We start from the raw sequence: 19509 nt of genomic DNA on the forward strand, positions 1-19509 counted from the left end.
CTCGCTGTGGGAGCTGTTGAAGAAAGCCATGAGCTCCTGCAGTTCGTTGGCCTGATTGTCGAGGGACTCGGAGGAGGAGGCGGCCTCTTCGACCAGGGCGGCGTTCTGCTGGGTGACCTCGTCGAGCTGCGAGATGGCTTTGTTGATTTCCTGGAGGCCGGTGGTCTGCTCCTCGGAGGCGGCGGCGATCTCGGAGATGATGTCGGAGACCTTTTTCACGGACTCGACGATCTGTTCGAGGGTCTTGCCGGACTCATCGACCAGTTTGCTGCCTTCCTGGACCTTGTCGACGGAATCGGAGATCAGGGACTTGATCTCCTTGGCGGCCTGGGCGCTGCGCTGGGCGAGGTTGCGGACCTCGGTGGCGACGACGGCGAAGCCACGGCCCTGTTCGCCGGCGCGGGCGGCCTCGACCGCGGCGTTGAGGGCGAGCAGGTTGGTCTGGAAGGCGATTTCGTCGATGACGCCGATGATGTCGGAGATCTTTTTCGAGGACTGGGTGATTTCGCCCATGGCTTCGACGGTCTTGCCGACGACTTCACCGCCCTCCTGGGCCTTGTCGCGGGCTGCGATGGCGAGCTGATCGGCTTGTTTGGCGTTGTCGGCGTTGGACTTCACCGTGGAGGTGATCTCCTCCATGGAGGAGGCCGTTTCCTCCAGCGACGAAGCCTGCTCTTCGGTGCGCTGGGACAGATCCGTGTTGCCTCGGGCGAGTTCCGAGGCGGACGAACGTACGCTGTCGGCCGTGTCCTGAATTTGCCCCACCAGCCGGCTTATGTTGTTGACGCTGGTCTGGACGGCGTCGGCGAATTCCGCGAATTCACCCTCGAAGTCGCCTTCCATTTGCTGGGTCAGATCACCTTTGGAAAGGGCTTGCACTACACGAGAGCCCTCGCGGACAGGCGGTACGACGGCGTCCAGAAGACCATTGATCTTTTCACCGACGACCCGGGTGAAACCGCTGTATTGCTCGGGGTCCAGGCGTTCGCCCAGATTGCCGCTGGCTGCTTTCTCGATCAGCGATGCGATTTCTTCTTCGGCATGCCGGACTTCCGTGACGTCCTGCCACTCCAGCATGTTGCCAGCGTAGTTCCCGCGAGCGTCGATGATCGCCGTCGCGTTGATGCGGAACCGCAGATCATCCAGGGCAATCTCGGCTTCATGCGGCAGGCGCGCGGGGTTGGTAAGGATCGCGCGCTGATGCGCCGGGTTTTCGTGGAACTGGTCAATCGACTGGCCCACCAGATTCCGCGGATCGAAGCCCGCGAAATGCCGGGCAAAGGTCGCCTGATGGCGCTCGAACATGCGCTGTACCGCCTGGTTGGCGAAGGTGACGTTCATGTCCTCGTCGCACATCATCAGGGCCGCTTCGGCGCCATCGATGGCCGCGGCGAAGCGTGCGCGTTCACGCTCGGCGCGATTGAACTCGGTGGTGTCGCTCCATTCCACCATGTTGCCCCGGTAGTTGCCCTCGTCATCCACGACGGCGGTGGCCTTGAGCTGGAACTCGATTCCGCCCACTTCAATATTCGCGGTCCAGGGCAGGCGATCCGGGTTCTGCAGGATCGCCCGCTGGTGCGCCGGGTTCACGTGGAACTGATCGATCGACTGGCCCACCAGGTTCTCCGGATCGAAATCGGGGAACCGCTGCCGGATCTGTTGCTTGCGTTCGGTCAGCAGGTCCACGACATGCTGATTCGCATATATGATGTTCATGTCCGGGTCGCACATCATGACTGACATGCGCGAACCCTCACATGCGGCGCGCATGAACTCGCCGTCGAGCCGTTCTTCGGAGGCGTTGGCGTTCTGCGTTTTTTCGGCCATGGTGCTGTCCTCGCTGGAAGCTTGTTGCGGAGTTTCGGTGCGGGCGGATCCGGTGTTCTTGCGGCTGCGGCTCTTCGCCGGTGCCCTGCGGCGCGCGGGGCGCGCCTCGCTCTCTGCGGCGTCGCCGGGATCGCCGGTGTCGTCGGACCCGGATGCCTCGCTCTGCGGTGGCTCGTCCGAGGGCCCGGACCGGGCTTCGTCGCCGTCGTCCATCCACCCCAGCGGATCGTTGCCCAGTTTGTTGCGCTTGCGTGTGCTCATTGCGTGTCCCGTCGTTCAGGCCGTTGCCGTCGCCGTTTCCATCAGGTCCCCGGCGAGGGCCCTGAAGTCCCCGGCGGCGCGATGCCGGGGCTGATATTCGAAGATCGTCTGGCCGAAGCTCGGGCTCTCGGCCAGCACCACCGACTCGCGGATGGTGGTTTCCAGCAGTTGCGAGCCGAAGTGCTCGCGGATCCGGTCGCGCACCTCGCGGGCGTGGCGGCGCTGTTCCATGAACCGCGACAGCACGATCCACTTCGGCCGCGAGCCGCCCAGGCGCTCCTCGATGCCGTGCAGGATGCGCATCAGCCGCGACAGCCCGTTCAGCGAGAGGAAGTCGCCGGCCACCGGGATCAGCATCTCGTCGGCGGCGATGATCGCGTTCATGCCCAGCAGGCCGGCCGACGGCGGACAGTCGATCAGCACGTAGTCGAACGGCTCGTCCATCGCCGCCAGTGCGCGCTGCAGCCGCCAGCCGCGTTGCGCGCCGCCCTCGTTCAGGTTTTCCACTTCCTGCAGATGCTCGCCGGCGGCGACCACCTGCAGGCCGTTGCCGGCCTCGCTGAAGGCGTCCTGCATGCGCGCCTCGCCGTGCAGCACCCGGTCCAGTCCGGCGGGATCCTCCAGGCCGAAGGCCATGGTCAGGTGCCCCTGCGGATCCGCGTCGATCGCCAGCACGCGGTTTCCGGCCAGTGCCAGCGCGTGCGACAGGTTCAGCGTCACCGTGGTCTTGCCGACGCCGCCTTTCTGGTTGATCACCGCGAACGTGCGCATGGGTCGTTATGCCTCAGGCGCCCTGTTCTTCCCGGATCGCGTCTTCGCTGGCGATCAGGCCGGGGCCGAGCAGGGTGTCGATGTCCAGTACCAGGATCATCTTTTCCTCCACCGTGGCCAGGCCGCGCACGAAGTCGATGCCGATGCGGGTACCGAAATCCGGGGCCGGCTGCAGGTTGTCGTCGCCGATGCTGTACACCTCGGAGACCGCGTCCACCACGATGCCCATCACCCGTTCGCGGTCCTCGCTGATCACCCGCAGCATGATCACCACCGTGGTGGGGCCGTACTCCAGCGGTTCCATGCCGAAGCGCAGGCGCATGTCGATGATCGGCACGATCATGCCGCGAACGTTGATCACGCCGCGGATGTAGTCGGGCGTGTTGGGCAGCGGGGTGGGGCGTTCCCAGCCCTTGATCTCCTGCACGCGGAGGATGTCCACCCCGTATTCCTCGTCGGCCAGGATGAAGGTCAGGTACTGGTCCTCCCCGGCGGTGGCCGGGTCCTGGATGGACTGGGTCGCGTCGTTAGCCATTGCGTTGGACTCCATTGGTGATCATGCGGCGCGGGTGTCGTGTCCGGCGGCCATCCGGGCGATGCCCGCAACGTCCAGGATCAGCGCCACCTGGCCGTCGCCGAGAATGGTGGCCCCGGCTGTCCCCGGCACCCGGCGGAAATTGGTTTCGAGCGTCTTGATGACGACCTGCTGCTGCCCCAGCAGGTCATCCACCCGCAGGGCCACGCGCTGGTTGTCCGCCTCGGCCACCACCAGCAGGGCCCGATCCGGCATCGGCGAGGGTTCGGCCTGGCCGAACAGGGCCGCCAGGTCGACGACCGGGATGTATTCGTCGCGCAGGCGATACAGCGGCAGCTTGCCGAAGGCCTGCTTCACGTTCTCGGGTTCCGTCTGCAGTGACTCGACGATCGCGATCAGCGGGATCACGAAGGTCTCGTCATGGATCTTCAGCAGCTGGCCGTCCATGATCGACAGGGTCAGCGGCAGGCGAATGGTGACCCGCGAGCCCCGGCCCGGTTCGGAATGCAGCTCGATGTTGCCGCCCAGCCCGCGGATGTTTTTCTTCACCACGTCCATGCCTACGCCGCGCCCCGACAGGTCGGAGACCTGATCGGCGGTGGAAAGTCCGGGCTCGAAGATGTACTGCAGGATCTCGTGCGGTTCCGGATTCTGGTCCGGCCGCAGCAGACCGGCGGCACGGGCCTTCTCCAGGATGCGGTCGGAGTTCATCCCGCGACCGTCGTCGCGGATCTCGATCACCACGTTGCCGCCGCGATGGTAGGCCTCCAGCGTGACCCGGCCGGTGGGATCCTTGCCGGCCGCGCTGCGCTCGTCGGGCATCTCGATGCCATGGTCGATGGCGTTGCGCACCAGGTGCACCAGCGGATCGCCCAGGTGCTCCAGCACGGTCTTGTCGATCTCGGTGAGTTCGCCCTCCATCTGCAGGTCGATCTGCTTGCCGAGCTGGCCCGAGAGGTCGTGGACCAGGCGGGGGAAGCGGTTGAAGACCTGCGCGATCGGCACCATGCGGATGCCCATCACGCTTTCCTGCAGCTCGCGGGTATTGCGCTCCAGTTCGGCCAGCCCCGAGCGCAGGCGCTCGATCTGCTGCTCCACGCGCGCGGGGTCTTCTTCCATCTGCTCGCTGATGTCGGTGAGCATCGACTGGGTGATGACCAGCTCGCCGACCATGTCGATCAGGGCGTCGATCTTGGCGGCGTTGACCCGCATGGAGCTGGATTCGGTCGGCTTCGAGGCCGCGCGTGCGGGCGCCCCGCCCGCGCCGTCCTCGCCGCCGGGGGGCGTGGATTCCGGGCCGGAGCCGTCCGGGGCCGGGTCCGCCGGGGGGTGCGCTCCGGTGCTGTCGCGGGCGGTTTCAAGCGGTTCGATCGTCAGGTCGCATTCGTCCTCGACCCATTCGAAGACTTCCTCGATGTCGGCACGGTCCGCGTAGCCGCGCAGCTCCAGGGTCCAGGCGAGGTAGCTGGCCTCCGGGTCGTAGCCTTCGAGCGTCGGGGGCAGGCCCTCCGCGTCGCAGTGCACCGTCAGCTCGCCCAGCTCCTCCAGTACTTCGAACATGCGCAGCGGGTCGTTGCCGGTGCGCAGCAGGTCGGCATGCGGGCGGAAGTGGATGCGCCAGCCACCCGATTTGCCGTCGTCGCCCCCGTCGGCGTTGCCGGAGTCCGCGTCATCGCTGCCCCCTCCGGTCGCCGGTGCCGGGGTGTCATCGCCCAGCGTGGCCTCGATCAGGGCCCGCACCTCGGCCGCCTCGGCCGGGTCGGCTTCACCACCATCGCGAGCCGCCTGCAGCTGGCCGCGCAGTACGTCCACCGCGCGCAGCAACAGATTCACGATCTCCGGAGTGGTCTCCTGCTGACCGTTGCGCATGCGGTCGAGCAGGGTCTCCATGCCGTGGGTGAATTCGGAGATGGCGCTGAACCCGAACGTCCCGGCGCCGCCCTTGATCGAGTGGGCCGCACGGAAGATCGTGTGCAGGGTTTCCTCGTCGCCGGCGTTGAGCGCCAGCAACTCGGTCTCCATGTGTTCCAGCCCCTCGAAGCTTTCTTCGAGGAAGGCCTCGGTGAACTGGGACATGTCCATGGACATGGCTAGCGCAGGACCTTGTTGACGGTGCTCATCAGCTTTTCCGGATCAAACGGCTTGACCAGCCAGCCGGTGGCGCCGGCGGCCTTGCCTTCCTGCTTCTTCTCCGGGCCGGCCTCGGTGGTCAGCACCAGGATGGGCGTGAACTTGTAGTCGGGCAGCTTGCGCAGCTCGCGGGTCAGCTCCAGGCCGTCCTTGCCGGGCATGTTCACGTCGGTGATGACCAGATCGGCCTTCAGCCCCTGTGCCTTGCTCAGGCCGTCGTTGCCATCCCGGCCCTCGGTCACGTCGTGACCGGCCTGCTTGAGCGCGAAGCTCACCATCTGTCGCATCGAGGACGAGTCGTCCACCACCAGCACCTTGGCCATTGCGTGCCCCCTGTTATCCGATTGTCTTGTTCATGCGGGCGACCCCGGGTCCGGTCGTGTGACCTGCAGCAAGCCGTGTGCCAGCGTCGCCGTCGCATTCTCCGAAAAACCTGTACAAGGACTGTACAGCAAACTCGGGGTCCGTCACAGAATTTAACGGGCCCCGGAGGAAAAACTTGAGCCGAGCGGTTCCGCTCCGCGGAAAAACGACCAAATCTTGACCATTCCTGTACAGCGGGAAAGGCTTTGCGTCCTGCTGCCGTCAGGATCCCGGCGGGTTCGCGGAGTCCTGCACGTGGCCTTCCAGGCCCAGGCACTGCAGGCCGCTTTCCAGGGCGGGGCTGACGGGATCGAGTGTCATGGGCTGGCCGCGGCGTTCGGCTTCCCGGCGCAGCATCGCCAGCAGCTGCAGGCCGGCGGTGTCGGTATCCCGGACGCCCTGACCGTCCAGCCGCAGGGGCTGGCCCTGGTCCAGGGTCTGGCGCGCGGTTTCGGTCAGCGCCTCGACGGCGTCAATGCGCAGGCGTTCCGGCAGTTCGATGGCGGGCTGTTCGTTGGTATTCATGCGGGCTCCTGGTTCATGCTGCGAGATGTCGCGTGCGGGGCGTTCCTGTCTGTGTCGGCATCAGGACACAGGTTTTGAGGTTCGTCACGCTTTCACAAGTTCCATTTCTTGTTTCCGGGAGCAGTCGCGATGGTCCGTTCCGGCCCGCCGCATCGACGCATCATCGCCTTGCCGGGGCGACCGGAGGTCTGCGAGCGCGCGGGCAACTGGCTGCGCCAGCGGGCCGAGGACCATGCCGTCCTGTGGGTGGGGCGCCGTGCGCCTGCGGATCTTCCCGCGGTGCGTCCGGCCCAGGCCGGAGACTGGCTGGGCCGCGAGCGCGACGTGGTGGTATTCGAGGCGCAGTCCGGCGTCCCCGCCGATGCCCTGGTGATCGTCAGCGGCATCCTGCGCGGGGGCGGGGTGCTGGTGCTGCTCACGGATGCCGATGGCGCCACGCCGTTCGGCGAGCGCTGGCAGGCCGCGCTGGCGGAGGCGGTGGTGGAGTATCCCGACCCCGGACGGCCGGCGGACTGGCCGCGCCCCGCCGGCGCCGTGCCCGGCGAGGGCTGGACCGACGACCAGCAGCGGGTGCTGGAGCGGCTGCGCGACCCGGGCGAACCGGACGCCCCGGGCGGGCGGCGCTGCGACGTGGTGATCGCCCCGCGCGGGCGCGGCAAGTCCACCGCGCTCGGGCAGTGGCTGGGTGAACAGCTGCGACCGTCGGGCGCTCCGGACGGGGAGATTGCCGTGACCGCGCCGGCCCCGTCCGCGGCCGAGCGGCTGCTGGCGCAGGCTGCGGAAGGCTCGCCCGTCGTGGATCCCGCCACGCTTTATCGCGCACCGGCGGTCCTGCTGGATTCCCCGGCACGGCCCGACCTGCTGATCGTGGACGAGGCCGCGGCCATCCCGGTGGAGCGCCTGCTGGAACTGACCCGGCGCGCCCGGCGGGTGGTGCTGGCGACCACCACCGGCGGGTTCGAGGGCAGCGGACAGGGGTTCCGCCTGCGGGTGCTGCCGGCGCTGGAACGGGCCGGCCTGCGACTGCGGATCCTGCGCCTGCACGAGCCCGTGCGCTGGGCCGCGGGCGATCCGCTGGAAGACTGGATCAACCGGCTGTTCCTGCTGGAGGCGGCCAGCCTCGAGCCTTCGCCCCAGGCCGTGCGTCTGGCGTGGCGCTCGCCGGCCGAGCTCGCGGGTGACGCCGCCCGCCTGCAGGCGCTGACGGGCCTGCTGGCCGACGCGCATTACCGCACCCGGCCCTCCGATCTGCAGCGCTGGCTGGATGATCCCGACCTGCATGTGCTGCTGCTGGAAGGCGTGCGGGACGGCGCGCTTTTCGGGGCGGTGCTGGTGCAGGCCGAGCCGGGGCTGGAGCCGGAGCTGGCGGATGCGGTGTGGGCCGGCGAACGGCGGCCGCCGGGGCGCTTCCTGCCGTGTACCATGGCCGCAGTAGGTTCATTTTCACTAGCGGGCCAGACCGCCTGGCGGATCCACCGGATCGCGGTGCATCCCGCCTGGCAGGGGCGCGGGCTGGGCACGCGCCTGCTGCAGGCGGTGGCCGAGCGGGCCGCGCGCGACGGGGTGGGGCTGCTGGGCGCGGCGTTCGGGGTGACCCCGGGCATGCTGCGCTTCTGGCGGCGCGAGGGCTTTGCGCCGGTGCGCCTGGGCGTGCGCCCGGATCCGGCCAGCGGGCAGGTCACGCTGATCGTAATGCGTGCACTGCCGCAGGCCGGCGAGGCGGGGCCGGCGCTGGCGGCGGTGCAGGGGGCGTTTGCCCGCGACTGGCCGTTATGGCGCACGCTGGCCGCAGAGCAGCTGGACAGTGCCACCACCCGGGCCATCGAGCAGAGCCTGCCGGCGCCCGGCGAGTACGGTGAAGCCGAGGCGGACGATCGCGCCTCGATCGAGGCATTCGCCCATCGCAGCCGCAGCTTCGAGTGGGCCCTGCCGGCACTGCGCCGGGCCCTGATGGCCGACACTCCGCCGGATCGTGAGCCAGATCAGAACCCGGGCCAGAACCCGAGCCAGGATTCGGGCCAGGACTCGGACCGGGCCCTGCTGCATGCCGCCTGTGTGCAGCAGCAGGACTGGGCGTCCCTGCAAGCGCTGGCCGGGGTCTCCGGCCGGCGCGGGGTCATCCGCCGCCTGCGCGAGGCGGCGGCCCGGTGGCTGGCCGGGAGCCGCCCCGAGAGCCGGCCCGAAACCCGCTAGTCCACCCGCACCAGGCGCGAGCTGACCAGCTCGCCGTGGCGCAGCATCGCGTCGTACAGGGCCTCGCTTCGTGCGGCCAGTTCGGCGTCGTCGTCCCAGGCCCCGGGGCGGTCGAATGCGTCGCCGGCGCGGTAGCCGTTGCCCACGGCCTGCACGAAGGCCGCCGCCGCCCGGGTGGTAACGGTCGGGTCGCTGACCGAGCCGTCGCCATGGTCCAGGCGGGCCGGCACGTAGTCGCCGTCGAGCTGGTATTCGAGCGCGCCGAGGAACATGCGGTCCAGTGCCCGGCCCACCTTCTGCTCCAGTTCGGGGTGACGTTCTCCCATCAGGCCGGAGGTGCCGTCGCGCTCGCGCAGGATGGAAAACCCGCCGGTGACCTGATGCACGAAGCGCCACTGGCCTCCGACATCCACCTCGTCCGACGCGGCCATGGCCCGGCCGTCGACGAATTCCAGGCGCGCGGGCAGGCCCCAGTCACGCAGCGGCCCGTGTCCGTCCAGCACGGCCGTGGTGATGGCCGCGGCGCGATCCGCCAGGGTTTCCGCCCGTTCCTGGTCGTCATCGTCTCCGTACAGCGCCAGCATCTCGTACAAGCCCTTGTGCCCGCGCAGCATGGCACCGAGCTGATCGACGGACCACTCGGCACCCTCGTCCAGCACGTAGATTCCGGCGTCTGCGTCCCAGGCCTCGTCGGCCCGGTCCGCGACCGCGCGGGCGACCGCGACCAGGTCGTCACGCGAATGGCCCAGCCAGCCGGCCAGCGCGTCCAGGTCGAGCTGGCCCATGTCATCGGCGCCACCCGGCTTGTCCTGGCGGACCCAGGCATAGGCCGAGGCGTGCAGCGCATCCATGCCGTAGGCGAAGGCCTCGGCATCGCTGGCGTCGGCACTGTGGATCCGGCCGTCTTCGTGGCGCGTGTTGACCAGATGGTTCTCCAGCTGCGAGATCATCGGACTGGGCTTATGGGTGAGGTCGTCGTACAGCCCGAGGTCCTCGAACCGGCCCGCGCTGTGGTGCATGTGATAGAGATAGCCGGCCTCGGCATAGGCGGCCGGGCCGGCCTCGTCTTCCCCACCGACGTGCGCCCGCAGGCGGCCCTGGTCGAGGAACGCCCCCTGGGCGTAGTCCAGCAGGTCCAGCCAGCGTTCGCCGACCGCCTGCATCGGGTCTCCGGCCAGTTCCGGGCGATAGCCTTCATGGCCCATCTCGCTGTCGCGCATCAGCCGGCCCTTGACCGTCAGGGCCCCGAGGGCGGCGAAGGTGTCCTCCGCCCGTGCGCCGTCGACGGAGACCAGCGGCTGGCCGTTGCGGTCCAGGGTCTGGGCGACCGTGCCGGTGCCGGTGTCCGCATGCGCGGCGCCTCCCGCGAGGCTCAGCGCCGCGATCAGGGTGCCGCCGAATCGAGTCGTTGCAGTCATCATGAAACCTCCAGGATCATCCTTTGTGGTGTTCGAAGCCGGGCGGCAGGTGCTCGCGCATCGCGTCGCTGAGCGGGACATCGTGCACCACCATCACCGGCAGACTGGCGTGGCGCACCAGCCACTCGGTGGCCGAGCCCGACAGCATGCTGGCGAGCTGGCTGCGCCCGCGGGTGCCCATCACGATCAGTTCGCCATCCCACTCCTCGGCCAGGCGGGAGATTTCCTCGGGTGCACTGCCCACGGCCACCGCGCATTCCTCGTCGTCCCGCGCCCATTCCTTCAGCCGCGCATGGGCCTGATCCTCCGCCGACTGGCGCATGTCTTTCGAATGCAGCGGGGAGGAGCCGGCCCCGGCCATCGCCCCGGCCGCGCTGCCGCGGGCGACATCTGCGGGTTTCATCACGTGCAGCAGGCGGCGCGTGGCACCGGGGCAATGGTGCCGGGCGATGGCCAGGGCCGCGGCCGAGGCGGAAGAAAAATCGATGGCGACGATGACGCGTTGCAGCATGCGGAAATCCTGATTTTCGAGCGTGCGTGGCGGGGGCGACCCCGTTGGACTTTGAGGCTGGCACTTCAGAAAACGCTGATGAGGTGTTAGACTCTCGCGCCTTTCTCACGGGCGGTTCCTGTGACCTGCTCCTCGTCCGTGATCCAGCGCCGTAACTGGTGGCCACGGGATGCCTAGCAGTACCCCACTGACCGGTGCCCGTCAATCCCACCCGTCTTATCACTGCAGTCGCGGTCTGCACCGTGCTCAGGGCCGGCGCGTCAAACCTCTGATCCGGGAGATTTGCCGTGCAGCAGACGCTAAAGGCCTTCTGGCAACGCCAGCGTGACATCTGGTTCTTCAACGTTCGTGGCGACCTTATCGCGGGGATCGTGGTCGCCCTCGCCCTCATTCCCGAGGCGATCGCCTTCTCCATCATCGCCGGGGTGGACCCGTCGGTGGGGCTGTACGCCTCGTTCTCCATGGCGGTGGTGATCGCGTTCACCGGTGGCCGCCCGGGCATGATCTCCGCCGCCACCGGGGCCATGGCCCTGCTGATGGTCACCCTGGTGGCGGAACACGGGCTGCAGTACCTGCTGGCCGCGACCCTGCTGACCGGGGTGATCCAGCTGCTGTTCGCCTGGGCGAAGCTGGGGCGTTACATGATGTTCATCCCGCGTACCGTGATGGTCGGGTTCGTGAACGCGCTGGCGATCCTGATCTTCATGTCGCAGGTGCCGTATCTGGTGGACGGTGACACCACCATGTGGGTGCTGGTCTCCGTCGGCCTGCTGATCCTCTACGGCCTGCCGCTGATCCCGGGTTATCCCAGACTGCTGCCGCCTCCGCTGGTGGCCATCGTGGTCCTGACCATCGTGGTCTACTACATGGGCCTGCCCACCATGGAAGTAGGCGACATGGGCGAGCTGCCCGACGGCCTGCCGGTGTTCCTGTTCCCCGACATCCCGTGGAACCTGGAGACCCTGCAGATCATCTTCCCCACCGCGTTCTCGCTGGCCGTGGTCGGGCTGCTGGAATCGCTGATGACCGCGCAGGTGGTGGACGACCTGACCGACACCCCCTCGGGCAAGAACCGCGAAGCCCAGGGGCAGGGCATCGCCAACATCGTGACCGGGTTCTTCGGCGGCATGGCCAGCTGCGCGATGATCGGGCAGTCGGTCATCAACATCAAATCCGGCGGTCTGGGACGGCTGTCTACCCTGTCGGCGGGTCTGTACCTGCTGTTCTTCATCCTTGTGCTGGGGGATCTGGTGTCGATCATCCCCATGGCCGCACTGGTGGCCGTGATGATCATGGTCTCCATCGCCACCTTCGACTGGAGCTCGCTGACCACCCTGCACAAGCTTCCGCGCACCGATGCCACCGTGCTCATCGTGACCGTGGGCGTGACCGTGGTGACCCACGACCTCTCGCTGGGCGTGTTCGCCGGCGTATTGCTCAGTGCGGTGTTCTTCGCGCGCAAGATGGTCAACGCCGTCCATGTGGAAAGCGAACGACCGGAAGGAAGCAGGATCCGTACGTACAAGGTCCGCGGGCAGCTGTTCTTCGTGGCCGTGGACAAGTTCATCGACAGCTTCGACTACCGCGAGCGCATTCATCACGTGGTCATCGACCTCAGCGAGGCCTCGCTGTGGGACAGCTCCGCGGTGGCCGCCATCGACAAGGTGGTGGCCAAATTCCGCCGCAATGGCATGGAAGTGGAAGTGAAGGCCCCGCCCGGCCAGAGCGGCGAGCTCCACGACAAGCTCGCGCAGCACGACAAGGAAGGTGGCGCCAGCGAACCCGGCGGGCACTGATCCGCGCCGGCGCGTGACGGGGCGCCCCGGGCGTTCGGCTATCGCCCGGCGCCGGTGTTCAGCGCCGCTTCCAGGTGCGTGATGATGTGGTCGGCGATGCGGGTGTCCAGCCAGTAACGGGGGCGCCCGGGCACGTCTCCGGCCACAAAGCCCACATGCCCGCCGCGCGCCTGCAGCTCCAGCCGGATCCCGGGGCCCAGTTCGCGGGTGGCGGGAACGCCGGTGGCCGGGACGAACGGGTCGTCCGCGGCATGCAGGATCAGGGTCGGCTGGCGGATCGCGCCCAGGCGCGGGCGGCAGCTGGCGCGGGTGTAGTAGTCGGCACTATCGCGAAAGCCGTGCAGCGGGGCGGTGATGCGCTCGTCGAACTCGCGCAGCCGGCGCATGCGGCGCAGTTCCGGCAGCGGCAGCGGGGCATCGTCGCGCGCCGCGAACTTGCGCAGCGTCACCCGGCGCAGACCGCGCATCAGATGCCACTGGTAGACCCGCGCGAACCCGCGCTCCAGTGCATCGGCGCTGGCGGCCAGATCGAACGGCACCGATACCGCCACCGCCGTGGCCAATGGCGTGTCGCCGCGTTCCCCCAGCCACGACAGCAGCATGGAACCGCTCAGGGAAAACCCGCAGACCGCCATCGGCCGGGCGGGGTCGCGTCGACGCAGGGTCTCCACCACATGGTCGAGGTCGTCCCACGCCGCCGCGTGGTAACTGCGGCGCAGGCGGTTGGGGTGCGAGCCGGCCCCGCGCGAGATCAGCACCGCGCTGCCGATCCCGCGCCGCGCCAGCGCCGCCACCACGCCCAGCGCGTAGCCCGAGGTCTCGTCGCCGCCCAGACCGTGGCCCACCAGCACCAGACCGCGTCCCGGCGGCCCCCAGGCCAGCTCGAGGAAATCCCCGTCCGGCAGTTCCAGGCGTTCGCGCTCCAGCCGCATCGGTGGCGGCGCGCGAAACAGTGCCGGAAAGACCGTTTGCGCATGGCGTCCCGGCAGCCACCAGGCCGGCCGGAACGCCTGATCCGTTTTATCCTCGGGCGGGTCGCTCAACCTCTGGTCTCCAGGATCGCCACCGGATGGTTTTGCGGACAGCGAGCAGGCCATGAAGTGCCCCGAGCGCGCTCGAACCGGGCCACGGCGCCAAAGACGTGGGAAACGATCTTGCCTCCGGATGTCCTGGTGTCGATCGTTTTCGAGACTCCCCGCTCATGGATCGCAGGGATGGACTCGGGGCCGGATGCCGCGCTAACTTAGCACAAGGTAATACCCAGTAATACGAGGTCCACCATGGCAACGTCCCTGAAAATCGATGACGCACTGAAAGCCCGCCTCCAGGATCTCGCCGCCCAACGCCGACGGTCGCCCCACTGGATCATGCTCGAAGCCATCCGCCAATACGTTGATCGCGAGGAAGCCCGAGAGAGTTTCAGGCAGGAAGCCCTGGCGTCCTGGTCGGCCTATCGGGAAACCGGCCAGCACCTGACCGGGCAGGAAGCCCGCGACTGGTTGAGAACATGGGGCACTGACGATGAAGGAGCCGTGCCCGAGTGCCACGAGTAATCGTCACCGCAGGCGCCGCAGAAGGTTTGGAGCGATGCCGGCGCGCTCTCGCCACTAAAGCTCCGGATGCGGCCAGGCGCGCGGGCCAGGTGATCGAGCGGCAATTCCTGCTGCTGGAAACGGCCCCCGATATTGGGCGACCGGACCCTGAAATCCCCGAACTGCGTGAGCTGGTGATTGCCTTCGGCGACTCCGGATTCGTGGCCCTCTACCGTCACGAACCGGCCGACGACGCCGTGTACGTCCTCGCCTTCCGGCACCAGAAAGAGGCGGGTTACTGAATGCGGAGCCCGAGCTTCAATCGCTTGTGCCGTGCATCGGTCACGAACAGCGGAATCCGTAACCGCGCCTTACAGGTTCGGGGCCGGAATTTTCAGATCGTCCGGCGTGAGGCGGTCCGGCAGGAGCGCCTGAACGGCGTCGGGTGCGGCCACTGGACGGCGGGGCGCGCTTACTGGCCCGGCGTCCGTCGACGGTAGACCCCCAGCTCCAGGCGCTCCCACGGATCTTCGCTGTCGCGCTTGTCGATGATGCGGGCCACCAGCTCCTCGTCGCGGTCCAGCAGCTCCGCCGCCATGTCGTTCTCCTCGCGCGGCAGATACCCCAGCTGGTGATCCAGCCAGCACACCGCCACTGCGTTCGGATCGACCGGATTCAGCCGTTCGCGCTGCACCGTCAGCCCCTGCCCGCGGCGCAGATGCGGCCACAGCCGCGGCGCCTCGTGATGCCGATACCCCGCCAGCGGGATCCGCTGCAGGAGCTCCTCCGTGGTCGCCGTGTTCTGAATCCGGTCGCGCCGCGCATAATAACCGCGCAGCACCGGAACGGGCCGGGCCTGATCGGGAAAACGGGAACCGTTGCGTTGCATGGGAACCTCCGGGTTCGTGTGGCAGTACCCGTATCCCACCACAGGCGGTGGCTCACACAGTGAGCCACCCCGCACGGGGGTGGTGTGGCGAGGGAGGTTCAGGCGTAACGGGTGGCGGCCTCGCGCAGGGTTTCGGCGACGCGCTGGCGCAGGGATTCGGGGGCGATGACTTCCACGCCGGGGCCGTGGCGCAGGATTTCCTGGATCAGTTCGGTGGGGTCGGAGTAGGGGATCTGCAGTTCCCAGGTGTCGCCGCGGTACTGGCCGATCTGGTCGGGGTGCCAGGTTTCGTCGGCGACCCAGCGGGCGTGTTCGGGGGTGAAGCGCAGTACGGCCCATTCGCTGGCGGGGCCGGTGAAGATGCCGAAGGCGGCGCCGATGTGGCGGTCGAGGTCGGCATCGGCTTCTTCGCGCAGGGGGGCGTCCTGCACGGGGGTGGCGGCGCGGATGCGTTCCAGGGCGAAGGTGCGCAGGGCTTGGGCGTTTTCGCACCAGGCGATCAGGTACCAGTTGTCGCGGTAGTAGAGCAGGCGCTGCGGGTGGATGCGGCGCCGGGTGGCGCTGTCGCGGGCGCGGCCGTGGTAGTCGATGTCCAGCGGGTGGCCGGCGAGGGTGGCTTCGGCGGCGACGCGGAAGGTGTCGGCAGCGCTGGTGCGATGGGCCTGGGGCTGGATCTGGATGCGCCGGCGGAGTTCGGTGGAGTCCTGGCCGCCGGTCTCCAGCAGGCGGCGGATGCGGGTCTTCATCGGGCCGATGACGGGGGCGAGCAGGCCCGGCTGCATGTCTTCCAGCAGCTGTTCGATGGTCAGCAGGGCGAGCAGCTCGGATTCGTTGAACCACAGCCCGGGCAGTTCGAAGGCCGGGGCGTCGGGGTCGTAGCGGTAGCCGTTGGCCTGCGCGTCGTACTCGATGGGCGCCTGCATGAAGTCGCGCATGTATTCGATGTCGCGCTTGAGGGTGGCGCGCGACACTCCGAGCTGCTCCACCAGCTGCGCCAGCGAGGGCGGCTGGCGGCTTTCCTTGAGCCGGCGATGCAGGTGGAAGATGCGTTCGGCGCGGTTCATGGGGCGGATCGGGCGGCGGATCAGTGCAGCCGGCGGCTGACGCGGATGATCTCGTCGTCGGAGGTGAGGATCTCGCGCTGGAAGCCGTGGCGGCGGGCGAGGGCGAGCATGCCGTCGTTGTGGCGCAGGACCTCGCCGAACAGTTCGCGCAGGCCGTTGCGCCGGGCGGAGTCGACGATGGCTTCCATCAGCAGGGAGCCCACGCCGCGGCCCTGCCAGGCGTCGCTGACGACCACGGCGAATTCGGCGCTCTCGCCGTCGGGCTCGGTGGTATAGCGGGCCACGCCCACCTGGACTTCCTGACCGTCGGCGTGATCCACGGCGATGAAGGCCATCTCGCGGTCGTAGTCGATCTGGGTGAAGCGCACCAGCATTTCGGGCGTGAGTTCGTCCAGCGAGCGCATGAACCGCAGGTAGCGGGTCTTTTCCGACAGGCTGCGCACGAAGGCCTGTTCGATGGCGGCGTCTTCGGGGCGGATCGGCCGCAGTTCCAGCTCGTGGCCGTCGCGGGTGGTGACGGTGTGCGCCACGTGCCCGGGATACGGGTGGATGGCCATGTGGGCGTAATGGCGGGTGTCGTGCCCGGGGTCCGCCAGTTCGATACGGGCGTCCACGGCCATGACGCCGTGCTCGCCGGCCTGCAGCGGGTTGATGTCCAGCGAGGCCAGCTCGGGCAGTTCGCAGGCCATCTCCGAGACCCGCAGCAGGACCTGCTCGACAGCCTCGCGCGGTACCGGCGGGGCGCCACGGAACTCGCCCAGGGTGCGCGCGGCGCGGGTCTGGTCCACCAGGCGTTCGGTCAGTGACTGGTTCAGCGGCGGCAGGGCGATGGCCTGGTCGCCGATGACTTCCACCGCGGTGCCGCCCAGGCCAAAGGCGATCACCGGGCCGAACACCGGGTCGCGCGAGATCCCGACGAGGAGTTCGCGGGCGTGGCCGACCTCGGACATGCGTTCCACGGTGACGCCTTCGACGTCGGCGTCGGGGAAGTGCTCGCGGATCTGGTCCAGCATCTCCTGGGTCTGCTGGCGCACGGTCTGCACGCTGCGCAGGTTGAGGCGTACGCCGCCGAAGTCGCTCTTGTGGCTGATCCCGGTTGCGCTGATCTTGAGCGCCACCGGGAAGCCCAGGGTCTCGGCGGCCAGCATCGCGTCGGCCGGGTCGCGCGCGAGGATGCTGGGGTTGGTGGGGATGTGGAAGGCGGCCAGCACGGCCTTGGACTCGCGGATGCTGAGAACTTTGCGGCCGTCGTTGCGGGCGTTCTGCAGGATCAGGTGGGCGCCCTCGATGTCGGACGGGGTCTCGTCGCACAGCGGGCCCGGGGTCTGCAGCAGCATGCGCTGGTTGTGGCGGTGCCGGATCAGCCAGGCGAAGGTCTCGATCGCCGCTTCGGGCGTGCGGTACTGCGGGATCCCGGCCTCGTCGAAGCGCCGGCGCGCGCTGGCCACCAGCGGGTCGCCCATCCAGCAGGCCAGCACCGGCTTGCGGCTGTTGCGCGCCTGTTCGATCACGGCCTCGGCGCAGGCGTCCGGGTCGGTCATGGCCTGCGGGGTCAGCAGTACCACCGCCATATCTACGCCGGGGTCGGCCAGCGTGATGCGCAGCGCCTCGCCGTAGCGTTCGGCGGTGGCGTCGCCGAGGATGTCGATCGGGTTGCCGTGCGACCAGTGGCCGGGGAGCAGGTCGTTCAGCGCGTCCATGTTCTTGTCCGCCAGGCTGGCCAGTTCCAGGCCGAGGTCGGCGGCACGGTCCACGGCCATCACCCCGGGCCCGCCGCCGTTGGTCAGGATCGCCAGGTTCTCGCCGCGCAGGCGCATGCCCTGCGCCAGGATGTGCGCCGCGGAGAACCACTGCGAGACGCGCTCCACGCGGACCACGCCGGCGCGTTCCAGCGCGGCATCGAAGACTGCGTCGGAGCCCATCATCGCGCCGGTGTGGGTGGCCGCCGCCTGGGCGGTGGCCGCGTGGCGCGCCGATTTCAGTACCACCACGGGTTTCATGCGGGCGGCCGCGCGCAGCCCGGAGAGGAAACGCCGGGTGTGGCGGATGCCCTCGACGTAGAGCAGGATGCCCTGGGTCTCGGGGTCGACCGCGAGGTAGTCCAGCAGCTCGCCGAAGTCGACGTCGGCGGCGTCGCCGGTGGAGGCCACCCCGGAAAAGCCAATGCCGGTGGACTGTGCCCAGTCCAGCACCGCGGTGACCAGCGCGCCCGAGCTGGAGACCAGCCCCAGCTTTCCGGGCAGCGCCTGGTTGTGGCTGAAGGTCGCGTTGAGCCCGATCCGCGGGCGCATGATGCCGAGGCAGTTGGGGCCGATCAGGCGCATGCGGTAGCGCTGCGCGATTTCCACGCATTCCTGCTGCAGGCGCTGGCCCTCGCGCCCGGCCTCGCCGAAGCCGGCCGACAGGATGACGGCGCCGTGCAGCCCCGCCTCGCCACAGTTGCGCAGGATGGCGGGCACGGCCCGCGCGGGCGTGGCGATCAGCGCCAGGTCCACGCGGTGCTCGCCGGGGCGCAGTTCGGGGACGCAGGGCAGCCCCTGCACCGTGTCATGCTTGGGATTGACCGGGACCAGCGTGCCTTCGTATCCGGCGGTCAGCAGGTTGGCCAGGACAGTCTGGCCCACGGCCCCCTCGCGCTCGGTGGCGCCGAACACGGCGACGCCGCGGGGATTGAAGATCTTGTCGAGGATATGGGTGCCCATGCATGCTTCCTGCTGTGGTGGATCCGATGAATTGGTGCTGCCCGGAGGGGCCTTCATAACATGAATCTTGCCTTTTTATCTCCCGATGCCGGGCTGGAACACGACAACGGGCCCGGGCATCCGGAGTGTCCCGAGCGGCTGACCGCGATCCGCGACCAGCTGGTGGCCGGCGGGCTGGACCCGTGGATCCTGCATCGCGAGGCGCTGCCGGCCGGACGCGCCGACCTGCTGCGGGTTCATACCGAGGCCCACGTGGCACAGGTGCTGCGGCATGTGCCGGCGGGCGAGCGGGTCATGCTCGACGGCGACACCGCGCTGTCCCCCGGCAGCCACGAGGCGGCCCTGCTGGCGGCGGGCGCGGGCATGACGGCCGTCGACTGGGTGATGGGTGCGGAGAACCGCCGTGCGTTCTGCGCGGTGCGTCCGCCGGGGCACCATGCGCGCGCCGACCGCGCCGCGGGGTTCTGCCTGTTCAACAACGTGGTGATCGCCGCGCGGCACGCGCAGGCCCGCCACGGTATCCGGCGCATCGCCATCGTGGACTTTGACGTGCATCACGGCGACGGCACCGAGGCGCTGGTGGCCGGGGATCCGTCCATCCTGTTCGCGTCGTCGTTCGAACATCCCGCCTACCCCGGGTCGGGCGTAACGCCACTGGGCGACAACTGCCTCAACGTGCCCGTGCCCGGCGGCTCGTCCGGCGGACAGTGGCGCGAGGCGGTGGCCGCGGCCTGGTTCGAGCAGTGGGATGCGTTCGCCCCGGAGCTGGTGCTGGTGTCGGCCGGTTTCGACGCCCACCGCGAGGACGAGCTCTCGCGCCTGGCCCTGAGCGAAGACGACTACGCCTGGATCAGCGCGCGCATCGTGGAGCTGGCCGAGCGCCACGCGCAGGGGCGGGTGGTCTCCATGCTGGAAGGGGGGTATGCCCTGCACGCGCTGGGGCGCAGCGCGGTGGCTCACATGCGCGAGCTCGGAGGGCTGTAACCCCGACG

General features: G+C 68.8%; 17 protein-coding genes. 5 read left to right on the forward strand and 12 right to left on the reverse strand.

Annotated features, from left to right (window positions below; translation table 11 throughout):
• From C998_RS0104285 to C998_RS0104310, 6 genes are all read right to left on the reverse strand, one after another.
• Positions 1 to 2088: methyl-accepting chemotaxis protein (locus C998_RS0104285; RefSeq protein ID WP_018869622.1), on the reverse strand; the 2088-nt coding region annotated here is incomplete at its 3' end.
• A gap of 15 nt (positions 2089 to 2103) precedes the next feature.
• Entirely contained in the window at positions 2104 to 2859 is a 756-nt protein-coding gene (locus C998_RS0104290; RefSeq protein WP_018869623.1) for a ParA family protein, read from the reverse strand.
• A gap of 13 nt (positions 2860 to 2872) precedes the next feature.
• On the reverse strand, positions 2873 to 3394 hold the full coding sequence (locus C998_RS0104295) for a chemotaxis protein CheW (RefSeq protein ID WP_018869624.1): 522 nt from the start codon (positions 3392 to 3394) through the stop codon (positions 2873 to 2875).
• 21 nt (positions 3395 to 3415) lie between these two features.
• The gene (locus C998_RS0104300) at positions 3416 to 5482 is read right to left on the reverse strand and encodes a chemotaxis protein CheA (protein ID WP_018869625.1); all 2067 of its coding nucleotides are present in this window, start codon (positions 5480 to 5482) and stop codon (positions 3416 to 3418) included.
• A gap of 2 nt (positions 5483 to 5484) precedes the next feature.
• Positions 5485 to 5847 (reverse strand): response regulator, encoded by a 363-nt coding sequence (locus C998_RS0104305; protein WP_018869626.1) that lies wholly within the window; start codon positions 5845 to 5847, stop codon positions 5485 to 5487.
• Positions 5848 to 6109: 262 nt separating this feature from the next.
• Positions 6110 to 6412, reverse strand: coding sequence for an STAS domain-containing protein (locus C998_RS0104310; RefSeq protein WP_018869627.1), 303 nt, complete (start codon positions 6410 to 6412; stop codon positions 6110 to 6112).
• 129 nt (positions 6413 to 6541) lie between these two features.
• Here C998_RS0104310 and C998_RS0104315 point away from each other — a divergent pair, with 129 nt between their 5' ends.
• Positions 6542 to 8605, forward strand: a complete 2064-nt coding sequence (locus C998_RS0104315) for a GNAT family N-acetyltransferase (protein ID WP_018869628.1) — start codon at positions 6542 to 6544, stop codon at positions 8603 to 8605.
• Here C998_RS0104315 and C998_RS0104320 read toward each other — a convergent pair.
• Both C998_RS0104320 and C998_RS0104325 read right to left on the reverse strand, forming a co-directional pair.
• The gene (locus C998_RS0104320; protein ID WP_018869629.1) at positions 8602 to 10026 is read right to left on the reverse strand and encodes a hypothetical protein; all 1425 of its coding nucleotides are present in this window, start codon (positions 10024 to 10026) and stop codon (positions 8602 to 8604) included. The genes C998_RS0104315 and C998_RS0104320 overlap by 4 nt on opposite strands.
• Positions 10027 to 10039: 13 nt before the next feature.
• On the reverse strand, positions 10040 to 10534 hold the full coding sequence (locus C998_RS0104325) for a universal stress protein (protein ID WP_018869630.1): 495 nt from the start codon (positions 10532 to 10534) through the stop codon (positions 10040 to 10042).
• Positions 10535 to 10821: 287 nt separating this feature from the next.
• Between C998_RS0104325 and C998_RS0104330 the strand changes: the two genes are divergently transcribed.
• Complete coding sequence (locus C998_RS0104330; protein ID WP_018869631.1) at positions 10822 to 12330, forward strand: SulP family inorganic anion transporter; 1509 nt, start codon at positions 10822 to 10824, stop codon at positions 12328 to 12330.
• A gap of 38 nt (positions 12331 to 12368) precedes the next feature.
• On the opposite strand, the gene C998_RS0104335 is transcribed toward C998_RS0104330, so the two are convergent.
• The gene (locus C998_RS0104335) at positions 12369 to 13373 is read right to left on the reverse strand and encodes a hydrolase (protein WP_018869632.1); all 1005 of its coding nucleotides are present in this window, start codon (positions 13371 to 13373) and stop codon (positions 12369 to 12371) included.
• A 237-nt stretch (positions 13374 to 13610) separates the two neighbouring features.
• On the opposite strand from C998_RS0104335, the gene C998_RS0104340 reads away from it, so the two are divergent.
• Positions 13611 to 13883 (forward strand): CopG family ribbon-helix-helix protein, encoded by a 273-nt coding sequence (locus C998_RS0104340; RefSeq protein ID WP_018869633.1) that lies wholly within the window; start codon positions 13611 to 13613, stop codon positions 13881 to 13883.
• A 26-nt stretch (positions 13884 to 13909) separates the two neighbouring features.
• On the forward strand, positions 13910 to 14164 hold the full coding sequence (locus tag C998_RS0104345; protein ID WP_024329990.1) for a type II toxin-antitoxin system RelE/ParE family toxin: 255 nt from the start codon (positions 13910 to 13912) through the stop codon (positions 14162 to 14164).
• Between the two features lie 170 nt (positions 14165 to 14334).
• Here the strand turns inward: C998_RS0104345 and C998_RS0104350 are convergent, their stop codons facing one another.
• From C998_RS0104350 to C998_RS0104360, 3 genes are all read right to left on the reverse strand, one after another.
• Complete coding sequence (locus C998_RS0104350; RefSeq protein WP_018869635.1) at positions 14335 to 14751, reverse strand: HIRAN domain-containing protein; 417 nt, start codon at positions 14749 to 14751, stop codon at positions 14335 to 14337.
• A 98-nt stretch (positions 14752 to 14849) separates the two neighbouring features.
• On the reverse strand, positions 14850 to 15815 hold the full coding sequence (locus C998_RS0104355; protein WP_018869636.1) for a YafY family protein: 966 nt from the start codon (positions 15813 to 15815) through the stop codon (positions 14850 to 14852).
• A 20-nt stretch (positions 15816 to 15835) separates the two neighbouring features.
• Positions 15836 to 18517, reverse strand: coding sequence for a bifunctional acetate--CoA ligase family protein/GNAT family N-acetyltransferase (locus tag C998_RS0104360; RefSeq protein WP_018869637.1), 2682 nt, complete (start codon positions 18515 to 18517; stop codon positions 15836 to 15838).
• A gap of 60 nt (positions 18518 to 18577) precedes the next feature.
• Here C998_RS0104360 and C998_RS0104365 point away from each other — a divergent pair, with 60 nt between their 5' ends.
• On the forward strand, positions 18578 to 19501 hold the full coding sequence (locus C998_RS0104365) for a histone deacetylase family protein (RefSeq protein WP_018869638.1): 924 nt from the start codon (positions 18578 to 18580) through the stop codon (positions 19499 to 19501).
• The last annotated feature ends 8 nt before the right edge of the window (positions 19502 to 19509 follow it).

This window comes from Thioalkalivibrio sp. ALgr3 (assembly GCF_000377325.1).
In the GTDB taxonomy this organism is placed as follows: Bacteria; Pseudomonadota; Gammaproteobacteria; order Ectothiorhodospirales; family Ectothiorhodospiraceae; genus Thioalkalivibrio.